Annotated in this window: 15 protein-coding genes; 8 read left to right on the top strand and 7 right to left on the bottom strand. The window is 70.8% G+C overall.

The annotated features are described in order from the left end of the window. The first annotated feature begins 30 nt into the window (after nt 1-30). On the top strand, nt 31-1,035 hold the full coding sequence (locus tag FOF48_RS09830) for an NAD(P)-dependent oxidoreductase (protein ID WP_143900254.1): 1,005 nt from the start codon (nt 31-33) through the stop codon (nt 1,033-1,035). Nucleotides 1,036-1,046: 11 nt separating this feature from the next. Next, the gene (locus FOF48_RS09825; RefSeq protein ID WP_143900253.1) at nt 1,047-1,904 is read left to right on the top strand and encodes a WGR domain-containing protein; all 858 of its coding nucleotides are present in this window, start codon (nt 1,047-1,049) and stop codon (nt 1,902-1,904) included. A 22-nt stretch (nt 1,905-1,926) separates the two neighbouring features. Here the strand turns inward: FOF48_RS09825 and FOF48_RS09820 are convergent, their stop codons facing one another. After that, the gene (locus FOF48_RS09820; RefSeq protein WP_255442025.1) at nt 1,927-2,760 is read right to left on the bottom strand and encodes a hypothetical protein; all 834 of its coding nucleotides are present in this window, start codon (nt 2,758-2,760) and stop codon (nt 1,927-1,929) included. Nucleotides 2,761-2,912: 152 nt separating this feature from the next. Between FOF48_RS09820 and FOF48_RS09815 the strand changes: the two genes are divergently transcribed. Together FOF48_RS09815 and FOF48_RS09810 are read left to right on the top strand one after the other, a co-directional pair. Continuing rightward, nucleotides 2,913-4,109 carry a substrate-binding domain-containing protein gene (locus FOF48_RS09815; RefSeq protein ID WP_143900250.1) on the top strand — a complete coding sequence of 399 codons (1,197 nt, stop codon included), beginning with the start codon at nt 2,913-2,915 and terminating at the stop codon, nt 4,107-4,109. A 193-nt stretch (nt 4,110-4,302) separates the two neighbouring features. Further along, nucleotides 4,303-5,754: a hypothetical protein gene (locus FOF48_RS09810; RefSeq protein WP_143900248.1), complete on the top strand. Its 1,452-nt coding sequence runs from the start codon at nt 4,303-4,305 to the stop codon at nt 5,752-5,754. 195 nt (nt 5,755-5,949) lie between these two features. Here the strand turns inward: FOF48_RS09810 and FOF48_RS09805 are convergent, their stop codons facing one another. The 6 genes from FOF48_RS09805 to FOF48_RS09780 form a co-directional block, all read right to left on the bottom strand. Next, nucleotides 5,950-6,954, bottom strand: coding sequence for an NADP-dependent oxidoreductase (locus FOF48_RS09805; RefSeq protein WP_143900246.1), 1,005 nt, complete (start codon nt 6,952-6,954; stop codon nt 5,950-5,952). Nucleotides 6,955-7,040: 86 nt separating this feature from the next. Next, entirely contained in the window at nt 7,041-7,316 is a 276-nt protein-coding gene (locus FOF48_RS09800; RefSeq protein WP_143900244.1) for a hypothetical protein, read from the bottom strand. 138 nt (nt 7,317-7,454) lie between these two features. Then, nucleotides 7,455-8,336, bottom strand: coding sequence for an aldo/keto reductase (locus FOF48_RS09795; protein ID WP_143900242.1), 882 nt, complete (start codon nt 8,334-8,336; stop codon nt 7,455-7,457). Then, nucleotides 8,333-9,142, bottom strand: coding sequence for a M14 family metallocarboxypeptidase (locus FOF48_RS09790; RefSeq protein ID WP_143900241.1), 810 nt, complete (start codon nt 9,140-9,142; stop codon nt 8,333-8,335). Before FOF48_RS09790 ends, FOF48_RS09795 begins: the two co-directional genes overlap by 4 nt. 123 nt (nt 9,143-9,265) lie before the next feature. Next, a complete protein-coding gene (locus tag FOF48_RS09785) occupies nt 9,266-9,712 on the bottom strand; it encodes a Spy/CpxP family protein refolding chaperone (protein ID WP_143900238.1) in 447 nt (148 codons plus the stop codon). 110 nt (nt 9,713-9,822) lie between these two features. Next, on the bottom strand, nt 9,823-10,224 hold the full coding sequence (locus FOF48_RS09780) for a hypothetical protein (RefSeq protein WP_143900236.1): 402 nt from the start codon (nt 10,222-10,224) through the stop codon (nt 9,823-9,825). Nucleotides 10,225-10,476: 252 nt separating this feature from the next. Here FOF48_RS09780 and dnaE point away from each other — a divergent pair, with 252 nt between their 5' ends. From dnaE to FOF48_RS09760, 4 genes are all read left to right on the top strand, one after another. Further along, entirely contained in the window at nt 10,477-14,022 is a 3,546-nt protein-coding gene (gene dnaE, locus FOF48_RS09775; protein ID WP_143900234.1) for a DNA polymerase III subunit alpha, read from the top strand. Between the two features lie 20 nt (nt 14,023-14,042). Beyond that, the gene (locus FOF48_RS09770; RefSeq protein WP_143900231.1) at nt 14,043-14,846 is read left to right on the top strand and encodes an SDR family oxidoreductase; all 804 of its coding nucleotides are present in this window, start codon (nt 14,043-14,045) and stop codon (nt 14,844-14,846) included. 143 nt (nt 14,847-14,989) lie between these two features. Then, nucleotides 14,990-19,909, top strand: a complete 4,920-nt coding sequence (locus tag FOF48_RS09765; protein WP_143900229.1) for a lamin tail domain-containing protein — start codon at nt 14,990-14,992, stop codon at nt 19,907-19,909. 235 nt (nt 19,910-20,144) lie between these two features. Then, nucleotides 20,145-22,097, top strand: a complete 1,953-nt coding sequence (locus FOF48_RS09760; protein WP_143900227.1) for a M3 family metallopeptidase — start codon at nt 20,145-20,147, stop codon at nt 22,095-22,097. The last annotated feature ends 56 nt before the right edge of the window (nt 22,098-22,153 follow it).

The following is a 22,153-nucleotide window of genomic DNA, read 5'->3' as shown; positions in this document are numbered from 1 at the left end:
GCGGCGTGCTCTGGCAGGGAGGCTTCACACGTGCGCGCGTTCGTCACTGGTGGCTCGGGGTTCGTCGGGAAGCACCTGCTCACGGCGCTCGCGAAGCGCGGGGAGCCGGCGCGCGCGCTGGCCCGCTCGCCCGGCGCCGCCCAGGCGGTCCAGGCCGCGGGGGGCGAGCCGTGGGAAGGCGAGCTGACCGACCCGGAGCGCCTGCGCCTGGGCATGGAGGGTTGTGACACCGTCTTCCACGCCGCCGCGCACGTGAAGATGTCCGGCCCCCGCGCGGCCTTCTACGAAACCAACGTGCGCGGCACGGAGGCGGCGCTGGAGGCGGCGAGGGCGGCGGGCGTGAAGCGCTTCGTGCACGTGAGCACCGAGGCCGTGCTGGCGGATGGCGGCCCCATGGTGAACCTCCATGAAACGCACCCCCTGCCCGCGCGCGCCGTGGGCCCGTACCCGTCCACCAAGGGCGAGGCCGAGCGGCGCGTGCTCCAGGTCCACTCGCCGGAGTTCACCACCGTCGCCGTCCGGCCCCGGCTCGTCTGGGGACCGGGTGACACCACCGTGCTGCCGTCGCTGGTGGCCGCGGTGAAGGCGGGGCGCTTCCGCTGGATTGGCGGCGGGCACTACCTGACGTCCACCTGCCACGTGGCCAACGCCGTGGAGGGGATGCTGCTGGCCGCGCAGAAGGGGCAGGGCGGTCAGGCGTACTTCCTCACCGACGGGGCGCCCGTGGAGTTCCGCGCCTTCGTCACCGCGCTCCTGAAGACGCAGGGCGTGGAGCCCGGCGACAAGTCGCTGCCCACCGCGCTCGCCGCGGCGGTGGCCGTGGTGGGCGACTTCGCCTGGGACCTGCTGGGTTTCAAGGGCGCGCCGCCCCTGTCGCGCACGGAGCTGCTGCTGGTGGGCCAGGAGGTGACGGTGAGCGACGAGAAGGCCCGGCTGGAGCTGGGCTACACGGGCAGCGTGTCGCGGGAAGAAGGGCTGCGGGCGCTGGCGGCGAACGCCGGCGGGGGCGCGCACGAAGGCCCCCAGCTGGGGTAGCCTCTCGGGCCATGCGCAGGTTCGAGTTCGTCGACGGCAACAGCTCCAAGTTCTGGGTGCCCGAGGTGCAGGGCGCCACCTTCATCGTCACCTACGGCCGCATCGGCACGGCCGGGCAGCGCAAGGAGAAGGTCTTCCCGGACGAGGAAGCCGCCCTGCGCGAGTACACCAAGAAGGTCGCGGAGAAGACGCGCGAGGGCTACGCCGAGGTGGGCGCCGGAGAGGCCCCGCCCGCGCCGCCCCCGAAGGCCGCCGCCGCGCCGCCCCCGGCGCTCGTGCTGCCCCGCCGCGTGGTGCCCGCCACGCCGGGCCCGGAGGCGGTGGCCGCGGCGGGCTCGGCGCTCGCGCTGCTCCAGACGCGCCTCAAGGGCCCCAGCTGGAAGGTGACGCGGCTGGCGCGCAAGGCCCGGCACGCGCTGCGCGCCCTGGGCGGCGTGGACCCCGCGGCGCACCCGGCCCTGGCCGCGCCCTTCGCCGCGCTGATGGCGCGCGTGGTGGGGCCCAAGGCGGAAGGCCGGCTCCCGCTGCGCCATGCGCTGGGGCTGCTGTCGCAGGTGGACGTGGCCGCCTTCCAGCGGGCGGCGGAGGCGTGGAAGGCCGCGCCCCAGGGCTCGGTGCCGCCGGGCGTGGCCTCCGCGCGCACGCTCAACGACCCGGAGCTGGCGCTGCGGGTGACGGCGCTGCTCGCGGAGCGCCCCGACCTGCGCGACGGCTCCGAGGACGCCTGGGCCAAGCGCTGGACCGCGCTCAAGCCGCACGTGGAGGCCCACCTGTCCGGCGCGGGCAGCTCGCTCGCCGCCTTCGTCGGTGGCGTGGAGGCGGGCGGCGACGCCCACCTGTCGAAGCGGCTGGCCCGGCTGGGGGCGTGACGCGCTGGACGCCCGCGCCCGCCTAGTTCGCGGTTCCCGCCGCGCTGCCGCTCCCGGGAGCGGCCGGGGCCTGGAGGGTGGCCGCCGTGGGCTGGCGGTCCATCTCCTCCGTGGGATAGGCGCGCGCCGCGTCCAGGTACTTCTTCGGCTGTACGCGCCGGCGCTCCGCCTTCGTCAGCCCCTCCGGGCTCAGGAGCGCGGGCTCCGCGTCCCCCGTCTTCTCCACGACGTGCCCGTCGCAGAAGAGCCACTCGGTGTGCCCCTCCGGCGACTGGCGCGCGAAGTAGAGGTCCGGCTGGCCCACCTGGGACGGCTTCGGGCACCACGTCTCGCGCGCCTTCGCCTCGCGCGCCGGGCCCTCCTCGCGCCACTGCCGCTGGGCCTCGCGCAGCGCCGCGGCGGCCTGGATGCGGGGCGCCAGGGCCATCCGCCCCTGCGCCTCCGCGAGCAGCGCCGTGCCCCGCTGCGCCAGGTCCGGGAAGGCCCCCGTGCGCCGGAAGCCACAGGTCGTCAGCGCCCGGAGGTTGTTCTCGTGCACCTTCAGCACCGGCGGCAGCGTGCGCAGCCCCTCCTCCAGGAGCGCCAGGTGCTGCGGGTGCTCCTGCGCCTGCGCGTCCTCCGCCTGCTCCGTCTCCTTGACGAAGCGCGCCAGGAGGCCGTTCACCGCGGTCAGCTCCTCCGCGAACCAGCGCGGCTCCGCGTCACAGGGGCTCGCCTTCGACCCCGTGTAGTCCCGATAATCCGCGCGGGACATGCCCAGGGCATAGTGCTGGACGGGAGGGGGCTGCTTCGCCGCGCAGCCTCCGAACACCGCTCCCAATCCCAGGAGCGCGATGCTTCGAGCCAGGGTCATCATCCGGTCCATTCTGTCATCCATTTGGGGCCAAATAAACCGGCGGAGTCCTCTCCTGGAGGGGGAGCGGCCAGGGGAGAAACCGTGAGTGATAGGGATGTGACAAGTGCGCCGCCGGGCTCCGCCGGAGTGCGACCCGGAGTACGAGGGCGGACATGAAGCCCCGGGTCCTCCTCTTCATTGGCTTGCTGGCCGCGGCGCTGGGGGTGTTCTACCTGCTGGCGGCACCGGAGGCGCCCGTCGCGCAATCGCTGGATCCGGAGCCGCGGGCTTCACCGCTCCCGTCGCGCCGGAGGGTGACGGACATCACGTTCCTCTACAGCACGGAGAAGCGCGAGTGGGTGGAGGCGGCGCTCGCGGACTTCCAGCGGACGCACCCGGGGGTGCGGGTGACGCTGGTGGGGAAGGGCTCGCTGGAGGCGGCGCGGGCCATCCTGGAGGGGCGTGAGCAGCCCACGGTGTGGAGCCCGGCGGACAGCGCGGAGCTGCGCATGCTCGCGGCGGACTGGGCGACGGACGCCTCGCACGGGCCGCTGTTCGCGACGCAGGGCGAGGCCGTGCCCCAGCCGCTGGTCATCACGCCGCTGGTGTTCGTGGGCTGGCAGGACCGGATGGAGGTGCTGCGCAAGGCGGGCGGCGGCGGAGCCCTGTCCTGGAAGACGCTCCAGCGCGCGGTGGCGAGCGACCGGGGCTGGCCCGCGGTAGGGGGCCCCGCGGAGTGGGGCTTCGTGAAGCTGGGCCACACGGATCCCACGAAGTCCAACTCCGGCCTGCAGGCGCTCCTGTCCGCGACGCTGGAGTACCTGGGCCGCCGCGCCGGGCTGACGCAAGGCGACCTGTTGGATCCGGGCTATCAGGCGTGGCTCCAGGGGTTGGAGCGGGGCGTGACGCGCTTCGAGCCGTCCACGGGCACGTTCATGACGGACCTGGTGCGCTACGGGCCCTCTCGCTACGACCTGGCGGTGGTGTACGAGAGCCTGGCCATCGCGCAGCTGGGCAACGCGCAGGGGCGGTGGGGCGCGCTGCGGGTGGACTACCCGCCGGTGACGCTGTGGAGCGACCACCCGGCGGCGGTGCTCCAGGCGGACTGGGTGACGCCCGAGCAGCGCGAGGCGGCGCTGGAGTGGGTGGGCTTCCTGCGCAGCCCGCAAGTGCAGGCGCGCGCGCTGACGTTTGGGTTCCGGCCGGCGGACCCGTCCGTGCCGTTGAAGACGCCAGACGCGGACAATCCGTTCACGCGGCTGGCGGCGCAGGGCATCCGGGTGGACGTGCCGCCCGCGGCGGACGTGCCGGACGTGTCGGTGCTGCGCACGCTGTTGGAGCTGTGGACGCGCATGGGCGTGGGGCGCTGAGGGCCCTGCCGCGGGGGCACCTCCGTCCTCCGCGTGCTGTCCTATAGGCAGACGTCTGGATACGACCGGGTGGGCCCGGGGCGCTCTTTTTTCAGCCAGCCGGGCCCGCCGAGGCCGTATGGCCTTCAGGGCCGGGGAGAATTCAATGACAAGTCATGGAAGAGTTCCGCTCCCTGTTCGTGGACGGAAGCTGTTGGGGCGGGTGTTGCTCGGGCTGGGCCTGTGCTCCTGCCAGGCGGATCCGGTGGGGGGCGTGGACGCCGGAGTGGACGCCGGCACGGAGCTGGACGGGGGCGTCGTCTTCCCGGAGCTGGCCTCGGAGGCGCGGCTGCTCCAGGTGGATGCGCGGCAGACCTTCCTCGTGTCCGCCCGGGAGGACGGGACGTATGCGCAGCCGCTGCCCACGGGTGCGGCCGTGCGCATCGCGGGCCCGGTGGAGGCCGCCGTCGCGGCGAACGACGGCAGTGCCGCGCTGCTGAGGAGCGCGCCGGTGGACGGAGTGCGGTCGCTCTGGTGGTGGCGCCCTGGCGGCTCGGACGCCATCTCCCTCACGACGCGTGCGCGGGGCGACGAGGTCCATGACGCGGCCTTGAGCTACGTGGCCTTTCTCGAAGCCGGTGCGGGGGACGTGACGTCCCTTCGCATGGCGCGCAAGGATGCGTGCACGCCGGAGGGGTGCGCGCTCACCACGGTGGTCGAGCTCCAGGGTGGGGCGCCCGAGCTTCGCGCCGCGGGGGGAACCCTGTTCCTCGTGGATGGCACGAAGGCGTGGTTTGTCGACGTCGCGACGGGCGCGGTCACGAGCCTGGGCGCGCTGCCGGGAAGGCCCTTCATCTCCCCGGAGGGGACTCGGTATGGCTGGGCCGTGGAGGACCAGGTCCTGCTGTTCGACGCCGCCACCGGCTCGCCCGTGTGGGACCACGTCTGGCGCAATGACGAGGCGAGGCCGGGATGGCTGCCCCTGGACACGCCCATCATGCTCGACGAGGTACACGTCCTCGTGAACACCGAAGGCCGGTGGAAGGGCGCGCCCCAGGAGGTCCCGCTCGGGCATTCGCTCTTCGCGTGCGATGGCCAGGGCTGCCGCGAGGCGGTCTCCAGCAACATGTGCTGGACCGTCCGGCTCGCGGAGGAGCAGCGGGCCCTCTACTGCCGTGAGGACCTGTGCCCCTTCGTCCGGTGCAGCCTGGTCAATACCCTGCGGGACAGCGCGGCGGGGCTCCTCTCCATCTCGGGGGAGTCTGGCACCCTGCTGGGGCCTGCCTTCAGCGAGGGCTTCACGGCCAAGGCGCGGTTGAGGGCTGCGACGGCTCCGGACGCGGTCCCCTCACTGGAGTGGGAGCAGGGCGGCGTCACGACGAAGCGGGCCGTGCAGGGCGCGGTGCCACAAGCGCCGTTCCTGTTCGTCCCTGGCCCCCGGCGGGTGCTGTACCTCCAGGAGGTGACCGAGCCGGACGGTGTGCAGCGACACCACCTGTGGACCTGGGATCTCCAGCAAGCAGTCGACCTGGGCGCGCTGGAGGGTTTTCCGCTCCACCAGGGGGCCGTCCTCGTCCGTGACAACCCGCCCGCGCTCTATCTGGACACCGTCCGGCCGGGCGCGGATGGACGTCTGGGGACGGCCGTCGTCCGCGTGCCGCTGTAGCGCGCGAAGGGGCGCGCGGCGGATTCAGGTCGCGGCTCCAACCTCGCGGTCGAAGCGTGGGTTCGTACCTCGATGGCGCTGACGACCTGATTCCTCCGCCCAGGGCTGGATGGCCCGGCCCTGGGTTGTTGGTTCCGGGTCGTCAGTCTCCATGAACAGCGTCGCGGGGCGCTTCGCGCGCTGCCCTTCGCGCGGTCACCCGAGCGTGACCACGACCTTGCCCTTGGCGCGGCCTCCCTCGAGGTAGGCGAACGCGTCGGCGATCTGGTCGAAGGCAAAGACCCGGTCGACGACGACCTCGAGCTTCTTCGCGTCGACGAGGGCGGCGAGCTCTTCGAGCTGCTTCCCATCAGGCCGCATGAACAGGTAGCGGTAGTTGACGCCCGCGCGCCAGGCACGGAAGCGAATCCCCGCGCTCGCGAACCAGAAGAGCGTCGCGAGGCTCGCGCCGCGGCCCAGATCCTGGGTCGCGGTCTTGGGCTCGGGGAGACCGGCGATGCTGACGACCTTGCCGCCGCGGCGAACGACGGACAACGCGCCCGTGAGTGTGTCACCCCCGATGAGGTCGAAGGCCGCGTCGTAGTCGCGCAGCACGCTCGTGAACGCCTGGGTGGTGTAGTCGACGATGACATCCGCGCCGAGGCGCTCGACGAGCGCTCGGCCACGGGGCGATGCCGTCGTCGCGACCGTCGCTCCGAGGTGCTTCGCGATCTGGAGCGCGAAGGTCCCGACGCCGCCCGCGCCGCCCGGAATGAAGACGCGCATCCCTGGCTTGATCGCCAGCTCGTCGCGAAGTGCTTGAAGCGCGGTGAGCGCCGCCAGCGGTATCGCCGCGGCGTGAGTGAAGTCGAGCGACGCCGGCTTCCGCGCGACGAGATCCTGATGCACGCACGCTGTCTCGGCGAAGGCACCGAGGCGCTCCTTCGACACGCGGGTGAAGACCGCGTCCCCGGGGCGAAACCGCGTCACCCCCTCCCCGACCGATGCGACCACTCCCGAGAGTTCGCAGCCGAGGACGATGGGGAGTACGTACGGATGGATGACACGCAGCATGCCTTCGCGCGTCTTGAAGTCGACGGGGTTCAGGCCCGCTGCCTTCACGTCGATCCGGACCTCACCGGGTCCGGGTTCGGGAGGAGCCACGTCGCGAAGCTCGGCGGCCCCTGGGCCGCCATATCGGTTCAGAACGAAGGCGCGCATGAGGAGGCAACGCTAGCGGTGCCTCGGCGAGCACGTCCATCCAGACGGTCTTGATCCGCGGGTTCTCCTCAACGGGAGGACCGCGCCTACCGGGGCGCCTGCGCCAGGAACTGGGCGACGCGCAGGGCCCAGGCCTCCGCGGAGTCCAGCTCGGCGCGGGCGCTCGCGTAGCGGTACAGCGACTCATCGGAGTCGTCCCGACCGAAGAGCGCGTCGTTGAACTCCTTCTGCGCGGTGGTGAGCCAGAGGCCCGCGCGCATGCGCAACCACTTCGCCACCTGCGGCGTGTGCTCGACCTGATCCAGGTCGAGCGCCGTGGGGTGGATCTCCACCGACTCTCCATCCTTCTCAAACTCTGGCATCACGTTCATGCACCGGATGTTCGCCACGGACCCAGGCGCTAGCACCCGGCCCGGTTGGACGAGACAAACGTCGATGGTGAGCAGTTGCCCCTGCTGAAATCTTCGCTGTCGGACGGAACCCAAGACTGGCGGGCTGCGTCAGATGACGCCGTCCCAGCCGGAGTCCTGGCGATGGAACGCGTCCCGGATGGCCTGGACGACAGGCTCCGGCAGGGCGCCCTGTTCCAAGGCCCGCGCGTTGGCGCGCAGGTTGTCCAGCCGCGTGGTGCCCACGATGCACGTGGCGACACCCGGCGCGAACGCGGTGAACCGCAGCGCGAGCTCCGGCCAGTCCAGGCCGTCCGTCTGGAGGCCCATGCGCTGCATCCGGTCCCAGTACTCGCCGACGTCGTGCGCGAGCGGACGTCCCGGAAAGCGCCACGGCGCGTTGGCCAGGGGCCGCTTGGCGATGACGCCCACGCCGCGCGCCCGGGCCTTCGCCACGCCGTGGTCGAGCGAGCGCTGATCGAAGAGGTTCACGGACGTCTGCACGACGGAGAACGCGCCTGTCTCCAGCGCGGCGTCCAGCCCGGCGTTGTCGCCCGAATACGCGGCGGCGCGCACCTTGCCCGCCTCCACCGCGCGGGTGAGCGCCTCCACCAACCCGGGCCGGTGCAGCACGTCCGGCGGACACGAGTGGAAGTGCAGCACGTCCAGCACGTCGGTGCGCAGCCGCTGGAGGGCCAGGTCCACGCCGCGCGTGATGCACTCGGGCGTCCAGTCCTCCACGCCGGGCACGCCGTAGCCGCACTTGGTGGACAACACGAACTCGCGGCGGCGCGAGCCCAGGAACCGTCCGATGCGCTGCTCGGACACGCCGTAGCTGGGCGCGGTGTCGATGAGGGTGATGCCCGCGTCCAGCACGCCGTGCAGCAGCGCCTCCGCGTCGGCGTCACTGAGGGCCTCACTGCCCACGGGCCCGGCGCCGAAGCCGAGCGCGGACACGCTGAGGCCGCTGTCTCCCAGAGGGCGCTGGATCATCGGGTGGGGCCCTCGCCACGCGCCGCCAGGTCGATGAAGCCGCGGATCCACACCAGGTTCACGGCGTCGCACGTCGCCAGGGGCGTGGGCGTGGTGGTCTCCAGCGCGGCGGTGTACGGCACGCCCTGGCGCATGTACCAGTCGGTGACGCTGCCATCGTGGAAGACGACGAAGCCGCTCTCGTCGGCGAAGCTGTTGTCATCCACCTTGCGGCTGCGCACGACGGTGGCGTGCGCGGCGCTGGCCTCCATCAACGGGCGGTAGGCGGCCTTGTCCCCGAAGGTGTACGCGTACGTGGCGACGCCGCCCAGGTAGTTGTCCTGGTGGATGTCGAGCGCGGCGTCCGGAGGCGGGAAGCGGGCCAGGTCGCTTCGCACGGCGCGCGTCTCCTTGGGGCCGCCGTCGTAGAGGGCCCAGCGAAGGATGGGTGGGTCGCCCATCAGCTCTCCGCGCCACTCGCCGGGGGCGATCTCATAGCGCATGAAGTCGTTGTTGGGTTTCTCGCCGCTGCGGTTGTAGCGCGTGCCGTCCTCGAAGCCGGAGGGGTTGATACACGGGTAGACGCGCAGGCCCACGCCCTTCGACTTCGCGTAGGCGACGATGTCTGGCAGGTGCTGGACGAGCGTCAGCGGGCCCGCGGGTTCCTCGCCGTGGAAGCCGGAGGTGATGACGAGCCAACGGTCGCCCGGGACGATGAGGCGGAAGAGGGGATAGTCGCGCCCTCCTTCGTTCACCTGGCCGTATTCGGAGAGTTCGCCCAGGGAAGCGTGGGCGCGGATGCGTCGTGCGTAGTCGGTGTAATCCACCCACCGACAATAACCGTGGCGACACGGCCTGCCCACGCTCGTGCGCGGTGTCACACGCCATGTGTCATGTCGCGCGCAACACCGGCGGCCCGGCCAGCGAAGACCCGGGCCGCCAGGGCAGGGCTACTGCTGACCGGTGCGCTCGCGGATGTCGCTGGCCAGCGTCTGACGCTGGGCCGGCGTGAGGGTGCGGTGGATCTCCAGCACGGCGTCCGTGGCCTTGTGGGCGAAGGCGCGGAAGGCGTCGATGCGCGCGTCCACCAGGGCGTGGAGCTTCGCGGCGTCGGGCGTGGCGGACTCGAGCTGGGTCAGGGCCTCGGTGCGCGCGGCCTTCTGCTCCTCCATGAGCGCCTGGCCGTCGTTGAGCAGGCGGTCCTTCACGGCGTGGATGGACGTGCGCTGGGCCTCGGTGGCGTCCAGGTCATCCAGCTTGTCGTCCAGCTTCCACGTCACCATCTGGCGGATGCGCTCCGGATCCGGCGTGCCACGGTGATGGCGGCCGAAGCCGAAGCCGGTGAGCAGCGTGACGGCGGCGATGGCGGTACCAGCGATGATGAGCGTCTTCTTCATGGCGTGTGTCTCCAGGCGTGGGGTTCGTTCCCGCTTCTTGACTGGAGCCAAGATGGACGCTGGCGGTTGCGTGGGTTTGAGCCAGGGGTGAAGAAGTGTGAAGGCGCGGGTCACGGACCGCGGACAGCGCCGTCCATCATGGGGGCCTCCTCGAGGATGAAGCCGTACTGGCGAACAGCCTCCTCGACGCTTGGGTCCAGGATGCAATGGGCGTACACCGGCCGGTCGTTCACGCGCGCCGTGGAGAGGAAGTCCCAGGTGATCGCCCCCTCGATGGGCACGATCAGCCGCTTCGCCACGGGGCCCGAAGGTGCCTCGAGCTTCAGCAGGAGCCCCACCCTGCCGCGGTCGCCCCTCATCGTGTGAACCTCCTTGATGATGGCGAGATAGCGCCTCCCCTCGCGGCGGACGCGCTCGTAGCTCTTCTTCTCGCTGGCGAACAGGGCGAAGATCAGCAGCGGCGTCAGGACCAGGGGCGCCACGACGCACAGGATCACCAGGATGGGGCTCATGGGGACTGCTTCTAGGGGAGCGAGGCGCTCCCCGAAAACCCCGCCATGGCCTCGGTGACCCCAGGAGCGTGCCCACGCCCGGACGGACGGGGGGCGGTGATTCCGCTCCGGGTGTCTCCCGGGCCGGATTCCAGGGCCCCGCGCGCGAGGGCGAACGCTTCTTTCCCCCAGGCCTGTCACTGGACTGGCGAGCAGGGGTTGCGGGCTCTAGTGTTCAGGCGCCTCTTTCTCCACCCGGGAGCCGGAACGCCCATGTCCTTCACCCACCTTCACCTCCACACCCTCTATTCGCTGCTGGATGGGGCCATCCGGATGAAGGACCTCATCAAGACGGTGAAGGAGAAGGGCATGTCGAGCGTGGCCGTGACGGACCACGGCAACATGTTCGGCACCATCGACTTCTACAAGAAGGCGAAGGACGCGGGCATCAAGCCCATCCTGGGGCTGGAGGCGTACGTCGCGGGCCCCAAGGGGCGCGAGGACCGTTCGGAGAAGGTGGCCCACCACCTCATCCTCCTGGCCAAGAACGCGGAGGGCTACGCGAACCTGCGCTACCTGTCCTCCACCGCGTACATGAATGGGTTCTACTACCACCCGCGCATCGACAAGCAGGTGCTCGCGGAGCACAGCAAGGGGCTCGTCGGCCTCACCGCGTGCCTGGGCGGCGAGGTCACCAGCGCGTGCTTCCGCGGCGACATGGACCACGCCCGCCGCGTCGCCGCTGAGTACAAGGGCATCTTCGAGCCCGACAGCTTCTACCTGGAGGTCCAGTCCAACGGCATGGCCGAACAGGACAAGGCCAACGAGAACCTGAAGCAGCTGTCGCGCGACCTGGACATCCCGCTGGTCGCCACCGCGGACGCGCACTACATCAAGCGCGAGGACGCCAAGGCGCACGAGCTGCTCATGTGCATCGCCAGCGGCAAGACGCTGGCGGACAACAAGCGCCTGCGCCACTCCACCGACAAGCTCTACGTCACGAGCCCGGAGGAGATGCTCGGCTTCTTCGCGGACTCGCCGGAGGCCGTGCACAACTCCATGCGCATCGCGGAGATGTGCAACGTGGAGCTGAAGCTGGGCAAGCCCATGCTCCCCACGTTCAAGGTCCCGGACGGCCACACCCCGGACACCTTCATGTCGGAGCTGGCGTACGAAGGCCTGCGCCAGCGCTTCAAGGAGCTGGAGGGCCAGTACCCCATCGACCGCGAGCAGTACCAGGCGCGCCTCACGCTGGAGCTGGGCGTCATCCAGCGCATGGGCTTCAGCGGCTACTTCCTCATCGTCCAGGACTTCATCAACTGGGCCAAGGACCACAACATCCCGGTGGGCCCGGGCCGTGGCTCCGGCGCGGGGTCGCTCGTCGCCTACGCGCTGCGCATCACCGACCTGGACCCCATCCCGTACAACCTCCTCTTCGAGCGCTTCCTCAACCCGGAGCGCGTGTCGATGCCGGACTTCGATATCGACTTCTGCCAGGACCGGCGCGACGAGGTCATCAAGTACGTGGGCCGCAAGTACGGCGAGATGAACGTGGGGCAGATCATCACGTTCGGCTCGCTCAAGGCCAAGAGCGTGCTGCGCGACGTGTGCCGCGTCTTCGGCCTGCCCTTCAGCGAAGGCGACCGCATCGCCAAGCTGGTGCCGGAGGTCCTCAACATCACCTTGAAGGAGGCCATCGAGATGGAGCCTCGCCTCAAGGAGATGATCGAGAAGCCCCAGAACATCGGTGAGGTGGAGGGCAACCCCGTCACCACCAAGGACGTGCTCGAGATCGCGCTCGCGCTGGAGGGCCTGCACCGCCAGCCCGGCATGCACGCCGCGGGCGTGGTCATCGCGGACAAGCCGCTCTGGGAGTTCGTGCCCGTCTACCAGCCGCCGGGCGAGAAGATCCTCATCACCCAGTTCGCCAAGGACGAGGTGGAGGCCGCGGGCCTCGTGAAGTTCGACTTCCTGGGCCTGAAGACGCTCACGGTCATCCAGCACGCGCTGGACCTGGTGAACCGCAACCACGGCAAGGACATCAAGCGGCACGAAATCCCGCTGCACGACGAGAAGATGTGGCAGCTGATGGCGGACGGCGACACCGCCGGCGTCTTCCAGATGGAGTCCAGCGGCTTCACCGAAATGGTGATGAAGCTCAAGCCCACCTGCTTCGAAGACGTCATCGCCGCCGGCGCGCTCTACCGCCCCGGTCCGCTGGACTCCGGCATGGTGGACGTCTTCATCAACCGCAAGCACGGCCGGGAGAAGGTGGCCTATCCGCACCCCAACCTGGAGCCGGTGCTCAAAGACACCTACGGCGTCATCGTCTACCAGGAACAGGTGATGCAGATCTCCCAGGTGCTGGGAGGCTACACCCTGGGCCGCGCCGACCTCCTTCGCCGCGCGATGGGCAAGAAGAAGGCGGAGGTCATGCAGGCCGAGCGCGCCGGCTTCCTGGAGGGCTGCAAGACCAACAACGTGGACTTGAAGGTCGCGGGCGAAATCTTCGACCTGATGGAGAAGTTCGCCGAGTACGGCTTCAACAAGAGCCACTCCGCGGCGTACGGCCTGGTCACCATCCACACGGCGTGGCTCAAGGCCCACTACCCGTGCGAATTCATGGCCGCCCTTCTCACCAGCGAGAAGGACAACACCGACAAGGTGGTGAAGCACATCGGCGAGGCCCGCGAGTCGGGCACGCAGGTGCTGCCGCCGGACGTGAACCAGTCCGACCTGGCCTTCGGCGCGGTGGAGGGGAAGATCCGCTTCGGGCTGGGCGCCATCAAGGGCGTGGGCGAGGGCGCCATCGAGTCCATCCTGGAGGCGCGCAAGGAGGGCCCCTTCAAGAGCCTCTTCGACTTCTGCGAGCGCGTGGACGGCCGGCGCGTCAACCGCAAGGTGCTGGAGGCCCTGGTGAAGGCGGGCGCCTTCGACTTCGAGAAGCGCCCGCGCGCGCAGCTCTTCGAGACCATCGAGCGCGCGATGAACCGCGGCTCCTCCAGCCAGAAGGACCGCGCCGCGGGCCAGAGCTCGCTGTTCGGCATGCTCGCGGGCCCCGCCACTTCCGGCACCGGCCTCAAGGACGACTACGCCGCGGTGGAGGAGTGGCCGGAGAAGGAGCGCCTGGCCTTCGAGAAGGAGGCCATCGGCTTCTACGTGTCCGGCCACCCGCTGTACCAGTACGAGAAGGAGCTGAAGCGCTACGCGCGGCCCATCACCGCCGTGCAGCGCGCGCGCCGCGACGAGAAGCTCACCGTGGCCGGCATCATCACCGTGCTGCGCGAGCGCCCCACCAAGACGGGCAAGCGCATGGCGTGGGTGACCATCGAAGACCTGTCCGGCTCCACGGAGCTGGTGTGCTTCCCGGGCAAGGACGGCACGCGCAACGTGATGGGCAAGGACGGCAAGTGGTCCAAGCAGGGCCCCAAGCCGGGATACGAGCACTGGGAGCACCTGCTCAAGTCGGATGACCCCATCCTCGTCTCTGGCACCGTGCAGATCTCCCAGCGCGATGAGAACACGCCCACCGCCGAACTCATCGTCGACGACATCCAGAGCCTGAAGTCCGTGCGCGAGAAGCGCACCAAGCGGCTGGAGCTGCGCCTGCCCGCGGAGGTCGTCACCGAGGAGCGGCTGGCGAAGCTCAACGAGCTGGCGAAGAAGTACGCGGGCGCGACGCCGGTGGCGGTGAGCGTGCTCTTCCCCGGCGAGGCGGAAGCGCACATCGCGGGCACCACCCTCAAGGTGCAGGTGAACGACGATTTGCTCCTCGCGGTGGACAAGCTCTTCGGGCAGAAGGTCGTCGAGTTCGGCTGATTTCCAAAGGGAGCGATTCCATGGCGGACAGCGTGTTCAAGGACGGGCTGCTCAAGGGCAAGACGGCGTTCATCTCCGGGGGCAGCAGCGGCATCAACCTGGGGATCGCCACCGCGCTCGCAAAGGCGGGCGCGAAGGTGGCCATCAACGGCCGCAACGTGGAGAAGCTGGAGGGCGCGGTGAAGGGCCTCCAGGCCCACGGCACCGCCATGGGCGTCGCCGCCGACGTGCGCGACTACGCGTCCGTGGAGAAGGCGCTCCAGCAGGTGAAGGACGCGTACGGCGAAATCGACGTGCTGGTGTGCGGCGCCGCCGGCAACTTCCCCGCGCCCGTGCTGGGCATGTCCTCCAACGGCTTCAAGGCGGTGATGGACATCGACGTGCTGGGCACCTTCAACGTGTCCCGCGCCGCCTTCGAACACCTGCGCAAGCCGGGCGCCGCGGTCATCAACATCTCCGCGCCCCAGGCCTACCTGCCCATGGCCATGCAGGCCCACGTGTGCGCCGCCAAGGCCGGCGTGGACATGCTCACCCGCGTGCTCGCCATCGAATGGGGTGGGACGGGCGTGCGCGTCAACGCCATCACCCCGGGTCCCATCGAGGGCACCGAGGGTATGAGCCGTCTGGCCCCCAGCGAGGCGTCGCGCCTGGCCATCGAGAAGGCCCTCCCGCTCCAGCGCTTCGGCACCCCGGACGACATCGCCCGGCTGGCCCTCTTCCTCGCCTCTGACGCGGCCTCCTTCATCACCGGTGCCATCATGGTCTGCGACGGCGGTCAGTCCCTCCTGGGTGGCGCCGCGCTGCTCCAGGCGATGACGGGGTGAGTTACAGTTGAAATGCAAAATTCCGGTCTCATTTCGCGGAGGCCGGAGGATGTCTGCTAGAAAGCGATGCAACTCCGCGCAGGCCCTCACTGCCGCGCGGAGCTGCTCGCTGGTCGGAGACATCCATGTCCCCACGTTTCGAAATGCTCGCCCGCGCTGTGGGTTTGAGCGTGTTGTGTCTGGGTCTATCGCTGGGATGCAGTGACTCCGGGGACTCCCCTCAGCCTCCGCCGGTGGTGGAAGGCGTGGTGGACGCGGCGGCCTCCACGGTGGTGGTGGACCGGGCCACAGGAGTGCTGGCGGACGGCCAGGACACGGCGGTCGTCACGGTGACGGCGCTGCGCAAGGCGGACGGCTCGCGGCTGTCCGGGCGCCCGGTGACGGTGACGGTGGAGGGGGAGGGCGCCACCGTCGTGCAGGCCGCGGAGGTGACGGCCAGCAACGGCGAGGCGAAGGCGCGCGTGGCGTCCACGGTGGCGGGCGTGAAGACCGTGAAGGCGTCGGTGAAGGATGAGAACGGCAAGCAGGTGCCGCTCACCGCCACCGCCACGGTGGAGTTCGCCGCGGTCTCCAGCGTGACGAAGCTGGTGTTCCGCGCGCCGCTGCCGGACGGCGTGGCGGGCGTGCCGCTCAGCGGGCTGGTGGTGGAGGTGCGGGATGGACGCGGCGCGGTGGTGGCCGACAGCACGGCGGAGGTGACGCTGTCGCTGGGGTCGGGTGGCATCGTCTTCCCGGAGGGCCTGCTGAAGGTGGCCGCGGTGAACGGCGTCGCGACCTTCCCGGATGTGGTGCTGAAGCAGGCGGGCGCCAACTACCACTTCATCGCGAACGCCCCGGGCTTCGAGCCCGCGGCGAGCAGCTTCTTCAAGGTCCTGCCGGGGGCTCCGGCGGCCCTGGGGCTGAGCACGCTGCTGGACTCGGTGGCCGCGGGCGCGACGCAGGACCTCCAGGTGACGGTGCAGGATGCGTACTTCAACACGGTGACGAACTACGCGGGCACGGTGACGCTGACGTCCACGGACGGGGCCGCGACGCTGCCCGCCGCCCACCTGTTCACCGCGACGGACGCGGGTGTCTTCACGTTCAAGGGCATCACCTTCCACACCGCCGGGCACCAGTTCCTGGGCATCAGCGACGGGACCAGCGCCCTGACGTTCACCCTGGCCGTGGACGTGACGGCGGCGGCTCCTGCTCGCCTGGCCTTCTCGCAGCAGCCCGCCTCCCGCGTGTCGACGCGCGCGTCACTGGGGAGCGTGGCGGTCCAGGTGCGGGACGCCTTCGGCAACACGGTGCCGGTCACGGCTCCTTCGGTGAAGCTGTCGCTGCCGCAGGGCGCGCTGGTGCTGTCGGGCACGGCGCAGGGGGCGCCGGTGGGTGGCACCGCGACGTTCACGGGGTTGAGCATCGCGGGCCATGGCACCACGCACCTCGTCGCCTCGGCGCAGGGGTTCGCGGACGTGAGCAGCGCGGACGTGCAGGTGGTGGACGACGTGGCGCCCGCGAAGCCGGTGCTCGCGCAGACGGGCTCCACGGAGACCAGCCTCACGGTGCAGTGGACGGGCGTGGGCGATGACGGCGACCAGGGACAGCTCGCGTCGCACGAGCTGCGCTACTCCGTGACGCCCATCACGACGGACGCGGCGTTCACCGCGGCCACGCCGGTGAGCATCGGCGCTCCCGTGCCTCCGGGCACCGCGCAGGCCGCCACGATCTCCAGCCTCGCGGCGGGCAAGACGTACTACGTGGCGCTGAAGGCGACGGACGCGCACGGCAACTCCGCGCGCTCGGACAGCCTCGCGGTGTCCACGGCCAACCCGCTGGTGACGCAGCTGGCGTTCGTGACGCAGCCGGCGAACGGCACCGCGGGCTCGGCGCTCGCGGACGTGCGCGTGGCGCTGGAGGATGCGCGCGGCGACGTCGTCACCTCGGCCACCACGGCGGTCACGCTGACGCTGACCGGGCAGGGGGGCTTCACGGCGGTGACGGTGTCGGCGGTGAACGGCGTGGCCACCTTCAGCGGGCTGCGCGTGGACACGGCGGGCTCGTTCACGTTCACCGCCACGGCGGGCGCGTTGAACAAGGCGAGCCAGTCCTTCACGGTGGGCGCGGGCGCGGCGTCGAAGCTCACCGTGTCGAACCTCCCGGCCTCCGTCTCCGCGGGCACCGCGTCCTCCGTGGTCGTGGCGGTGACGGATGCCTTCGGCAACCGGCTCCAGGGCTACACCGGCACGGTGCACTTCTCGTCCACGGACGCGCAGGCGGTGCTGCCCGCGGACGCGACCTTCACCGCGGCGGACCAGGGCCAGCGGACCCTCTCCGGCGTCGTCTTCAAGACCGCCGGGACGCAGTCCCTCACCGTCAAGGACACCGTCAACGCGGCCCTCACCGCGACGGTGACCACGGAGGTGCGCTCCAGCGCGGCGACGTCGTTCGCGGTCGTCGCGGGCGCGGGCCCCTTCGTCGCGGGGGTGGCCACGGGCTTCGAGCTGGTGGCGCGGGACGCCTTCGGCAACGTGGCGAAGGACTACGCCTCCACGGTGACGTTCTCCTCCACGGACGCGCAGGCGGTGCTGCCCGGCGCCTACACCTTCACCCTGGTGGATGAGGGCCGGCATTCCTTCAGCGTGGAGCTGCGCACCGCCGGGAACCAGGACGTCGTCGCGGCGGACGTGGCGGCGCCCACCCTGAAGGGCACGCACACCTATGCCGTCGTGCCCGCGGCCGCGGCCCGGTTGGCGTTCGCCTCCGCGCCCACGACGGGCTCGGTGCGGCAGGCCCTGGCGGACATCCAGGTGGCGCTGCGCGACGCGTATGGCAACACCGTCAGCGGCGCGCAGGCCGACGTGACGCTGTCGCTCGCGGGGGGCGCCTTCGCGCAGGGCGCGCTCACCCGCACCACCGTGAGCGGCGTGGCGACCTTCTCCGGGGCCGTGGTGAACGACGAGGGCACCTATCAGCTCCATGCCCAGGCGGCGGGCCTGCCGGACATCACGTCCGGGGACCTGAGCATCTCCGACACCGTGCCCCCGAACGCCGCGCAAGGCTTCCACGCGACCGCGGTGTCCGAGTCCAGCATCCGTCTGGACTGGGTGGCCCCGGGTGACGACGGCGACCTGGGCACGGCCGCGAGCTACGAGCTGCGCTACTCCACGGCGGCCATCACCAGCGCGAACTTCGACGCGGCGACCCGGGTCTCGGGCGTCGGCGCGCCCCAGGCGTCCGGCACGGCGGAGTCCTTCACCGTCACGGGCCTCCAGGCGGGCGTGACGTACCACTTCGCGCTGAAGACGTTCGACGGCGCGGGGAATGCCAGCGCGCTGGCCACCGCGAGCAGCGCGACCACCAACCCGTGTGACGGCTACGTGTGCACGCCGCCCGCGTCCCAGTGCGCGGAGGACGGCACGTCGCTGGAGGTGTACGCGTCGGTCTGCGTGGTGCAGGCGGGCGTGCCGACCTGCGAGCCCGGCAACACCACCCTTCAGCCGTGCCCCGGCGCGGACGCGGTCTGCTACGCGGGCGCGTGCGCCACGGCGCCGCACCCGGGCGCGGGCGAGCTGGTCCTGTCGGAGGTGATGCACTCGCCGTCCTCGGGGACGACGGAGTACCTGGAGCTGACCAACACCACCACGAAGCTGCTGGATGCCAACGGCCTCGTGGTGAACCTGGTGGACGGCGCGGGCACGGCCACGTCCTTCACGGTGAACCACGGCCACGCGCTACTGGTGCCGGCGGGAGGCCGCACGGTGCTCGCGCAGGACGCGAACTTCAACCGGAACGGTGGCGTGTCGGCGAACGACGCCTGGGGCACCGACATCTCCCTGGGGAGCACGGGCTCCATCACCCTCAAGCAGGGGACGACGACGGTGGACAGCCTCGTCTACACGAGCGCGTTCCCGCAGACGCCGGGCCGCGCGATGAGCCTCGCGGCCAGCATCGTGGGGACCCCGGGCAGCGCGCGGGCCTGGTACTGGTGCGACTCCACCGGCAGCCTGCCCGGCGGGGACCGGGGCACGCCCGGCAAGCCCAACGACGACTGCGGCCTGAACGTGGAGAAGCCGCTGAACTCCTGCGTCATCCAGTACCCGAAGACGTTCCCGTCGGGTGACGGCGCCTACCCGGCGATCATCGTCACCACCGACAGCTACGACATCTTCAGCCAGTTCTACAGCTACGACGTCACGACGCGGAACACGAAGGGCAACGACTTCTTCCCGCGCATCGAGGCGCAGCTGGGCTACGGCGCGGACGCCACCAACCCGGCGGGCTGGACGTGGACGGCGGCGGACTTCAACTCCAGCTACAGCCCGGCGAACTCCAACAACGACGAGGTGAAGGCGACGCTGCAGATCCCCACGCCCGGCACGTACAGCTATGGCTTCCGCTACCGCTTCACGGACGCGGGCGAGCCGTGGGTGTACTGCGACCAGAATGGCAAGACGGTGCCGCCCGCGGGCACCTACGGCTCGGTGACGGTGGGCAAGGCGCCGCTGACGAACCACGTGGTCATCAGCGAGTTCAGCGGCGGCACCACCGCCTCCTCGACGGACGAGTTCATCGAGCTCTACAACCCGACGAACTCGGACGTGGACCTGTCCAACTGGCAGGTGAGCTACAAGTCCGCCACCGGGGCCACCTGGGGGGCGCCCGTCACGATCCCCGCCGGGAAGGTCATCCGCGCCCATGGCTACTTCCTCCTGGGCGGGACGACCTACAGCGGCACGGCCATCAAGGACGTCGGCTACACCTTCGATGCGTCGGCCTCGACGACGGGGGGTGGCAACATCCGCGTCCAGCAACTCGTGGGCGGGACGTACGTGGACGTGGACAGGCTGGGGTACGGCACCGGGAATGCCCCCGAGGGCACCGCGTCCCCTGCGCATCCGGCGTCGGGCGGGAGCCTGGAGCGCAAGGCCGTGTCCAACTCCACTCCCGCCACCATGGGCACGGCCGGCGCGGACGCCCTTCGTGGCAACGGGTACGACACGGACAACAACAGCGCGGACTTCGTGACCCGCGCCGCCCGGCAGCCGCAGAACTCCACGAGCCCGCTCGAGTTCTACTGACGCCTCCGTCTCCCCCTTGAAGTCCCAGGAAGGCCGCCTCCGGCACGCACGCCGGGGCGGCCTTCCGCCTTTGGGGCACCGCCCGCCCGTCCGCCGCCCGACGGACGGGGCAGGGGAGGGCGTCCACTGCACGGCACCCGCTCACGCCACGCCACACGGATGCTGCCAGCGCCGACGGAGCGCATTAGCTTTGGGCACCTTCCCTGACACCCACGGCTTGAGAGGAGCCCCTCCCGTGTCCGAGCCCCTGGTCCCCGACGCCGCCCGCCATGTCACCTGCCCGCCGGAGGAGTTCCGTCGCGCGAGCGAGGAGGCCCTGGCCAAGGCCCGCGACGGCATCGCGCGCCTGAAGACGCTGCCCGCCTCCACGCCCTCCCAGGACGTGCTGGAGCTGTTCGACGAGTCCTCCGCGGCGCTGGATGACGCCGCCGCGCGCGCCAGCGTCGTGCGCCACACGCACCCGGAGGCTGCCCTGCGCGAGGCCGCGGAGCAGGCCGAGCAGGCCATCGAGAACCTGGCCAACGACATCCGCATGGACCGGGGCGTCTACGATGTCCTGGCGCGCGTGGACCTGTCCCAGGCCGACGCCGCCACGCGCAAGTGGATGGAGAAGGTGCTGCGCGACTTCCGCCGCGCTGGCGTGGATCGCGACGACGCCACCCGCGAGCGGGTGAAGGCGCTCCAGGAGGAGCTGGTCCGCATTGGCCAGGAGTTCAGCCGCAACATCAGCCAGGACACCCGCACGGTGGCCCTGCCCCCGGTCGCGCTGGACGGCCTGCCGGAGGACTATGTCCGCGCGCACGCCCCCGGCCCGGACGGCCAGGTGCGCATCTCCACGGACTACCCGGACCTGGTGCCCTTCCTCACCTACGCGCGCGACGGCAAGGCCCGCGAAGAGCTCTGGCGCGCCAACCGCCAGCGCGGCTACCCCGCCAACGTGGACGTGCTCCAGAAGCTGGTCCAGAAGCGCCACGAGCTGGCCACGCTGCTGGGCTACCCGCACTGGGCCGCCTACGCCACCGAGGACAAGATGGTGCGCACCGCGGACGCCGCGGGCACCTTCATCCGGAAGATCGCCGACGCCGCGGAGGCGCGCATGAAGCGCGACTACGCCGTGCTCCTGGAGCGCAAGCGCAAGGACGACCCGGGCGCCGCCAACGTGGACCCGTGGGACTCCGGCTACCTGGATGACCGCGTGAAGGCGGAGCAGTACGCCTTCGACTCGCAGACGGTGCGCCCCTACTTCGAATACACGCGCGTGAAGCAGGGCGTCCTGGACCTCACCGCGCGCCTGTTCGGCGTCACCTACCGCCCGGTGAAGGACGTGCCCGTGTGGCACCCGGACGTGGAGGCCTATGACGTCTACGAGGGCGCCACCCTCAAGGGCCGCTTCTTCCTGGACATGCACCCGCGCGCGGACAAGTACAAGCACGCGGCCCAGTTCACGCTGACCAGCGGCAAGGCGGGCCGGCGGCTCCCGGAGGGCGCGCTCATCTGCAACTTCCCCAAGCCCGGCGCGGAGCCCGCGCTGATGCAGCACGGCGACGTGGTGACCTTCTTCCACGAGTTCGGCCACCTGCTGCACCACATCTTCGGCGGCCACACGCGCTGGGCGGGCCTGTCCGGTGTGCGCACGGAGTGGGACTTCGTGGAGGCCCCGTCGCAGATGCTGGAGGAGTGGGCCCGCGACGTGACGTGCCTCCAGACCTTCGCGAAGCACTACCAGACAGGAGAGGCGCTGCCCGCGGAGCGGGTGGAGCGCATGCTCCGCGCGGACGAGTTCGGCAAGGGCCTCTTCGTGCGCCAGCAGATGTTCTACGCGGCGCTCAGCCTGGAGCTGTACCGGCGCGACCCCAAGGGCCTGGACGCCACCGCCCTCGTGCGCGAGCTGCAGGGCCAGTACATCCCCTTCCCATACCTGGAGGGGACGTACTTCCACCTCACCTTCGGGCACCTGGACGGGTACTCGTCCAACTACTACACGTACATGTGGTCGCTCGTCATCGCGAAGGACCTCTTCACGGTGTTCCAGAAGCAGGGCCTGCTCAGCCCCGCGCCCGCGCAGGCCTACCGCCGCGCGGTGCTGGAGCCGGGCGGCTCCGACGACGCCGCCCACCTCGTGCACCACTTCCTCGGCCGCGACTACGACTTCCGCGCGTACGAGGCCTGGCTCAACAAGGCCGCGTGAGCGGCGGCGCGGTGGCCCCGGCGAGGATGCCGGGGCCGTCCGCGCCCGGGGCCCGC

This window comes from Corallococcus sp. Z5C101001 (assembly GCF_007352635.1).
In the GTDB taxonomy this organism is placed as follows: domain Bacteria; phylum Myxococcota; class Myxococcia; order Myxococcales; family Myxococcaceae; genus Corallococcus; species Corallococcus silvisoli.
This window is presented reverse-complemented; position numbering and strand designations above follow the sequence as displayed.

Bases quoted from the DNA above. Each gene is read 5' to 3' on its own strand.
- FOF48_RS09825 (WP_143900253.1), top strand. From the start codon at position 1,047: ATGCGCAGGTTCGAGTTCGTCGACGGCAACAGCTCCAAGTTCTGGGTG.
- FOF48_RS09820 (WP_255442025.1), bottom strand. From the start codon at position 2,760: ATGATGACCCTGGCTCGAAGCATCGCGCTCCTGGGATTGGGAGCGGTG.
- FOF48_RS09815 (WP_143900250.1), top strand. From the start codon at position 2,913: ATGAAGCCCCGGGTCCTCCTCTTCATTGGCTTGCTGGCCGCGGCGCTG.
- FOF48_RS09805 (WP_143900246.1), bottom strand. From the start codon at position 6,954: ATGCGCGCCTTCGTTCTGAACCGATATGGCGGCCCAGGGGCCGCCGAG.
- FOF48_RS09800 (WP_143900244.1), bottom strand. From the start codon at position 7,316: ATGCCAGAGTTTGAGAAGGATGGAGAGTCGGTGGAGATCCACCCCACG.
- FOF48_RS09795 (WP_143900242.1), bottom strand. From the start codon at position 8,336: ATGATCCAGCGCCCTCTGGGAGACAGCGGCCTCAGCGTGTCCGCGCTC.
- FOF48_RS09785 (WP_143900238.1), bottom strand. From the start codon at position 9,712: ATGAAGAAGACGCTCATCATCGCTGGTACCGCCATCGCCGCCGTCACG.
- FOF48_RS09780 (WP_143900236.1), bottom strand. From the start codon at position 10,224: ATGAGCCCCATCCTGGTGATCCTGTGCGTCGTGGCGCCCCTGGTCCTG.
- dnaE (WP_143900234.1), top strand. From the start codon at position 10,477: ATGTCCTTCACCCACCTTCACCTCCACACCCTCTATTCGCTGCTGGAT.
- FOF48_RS09770 (WP_143900231.1), top strand. From the start codon at position 14,043: ATGGCGGACAGCGTGTTCAAGGACGGGCTGCTCAAGGGCAAGACGGCG.
- FOF48_RS09765 (WP_143900229.1), top strand. From the start codon at position 14,990: ATGCTCGCCCGCGCTGTGGGTTTGAGCGTGTTGTGTCTGGGTCTATCG.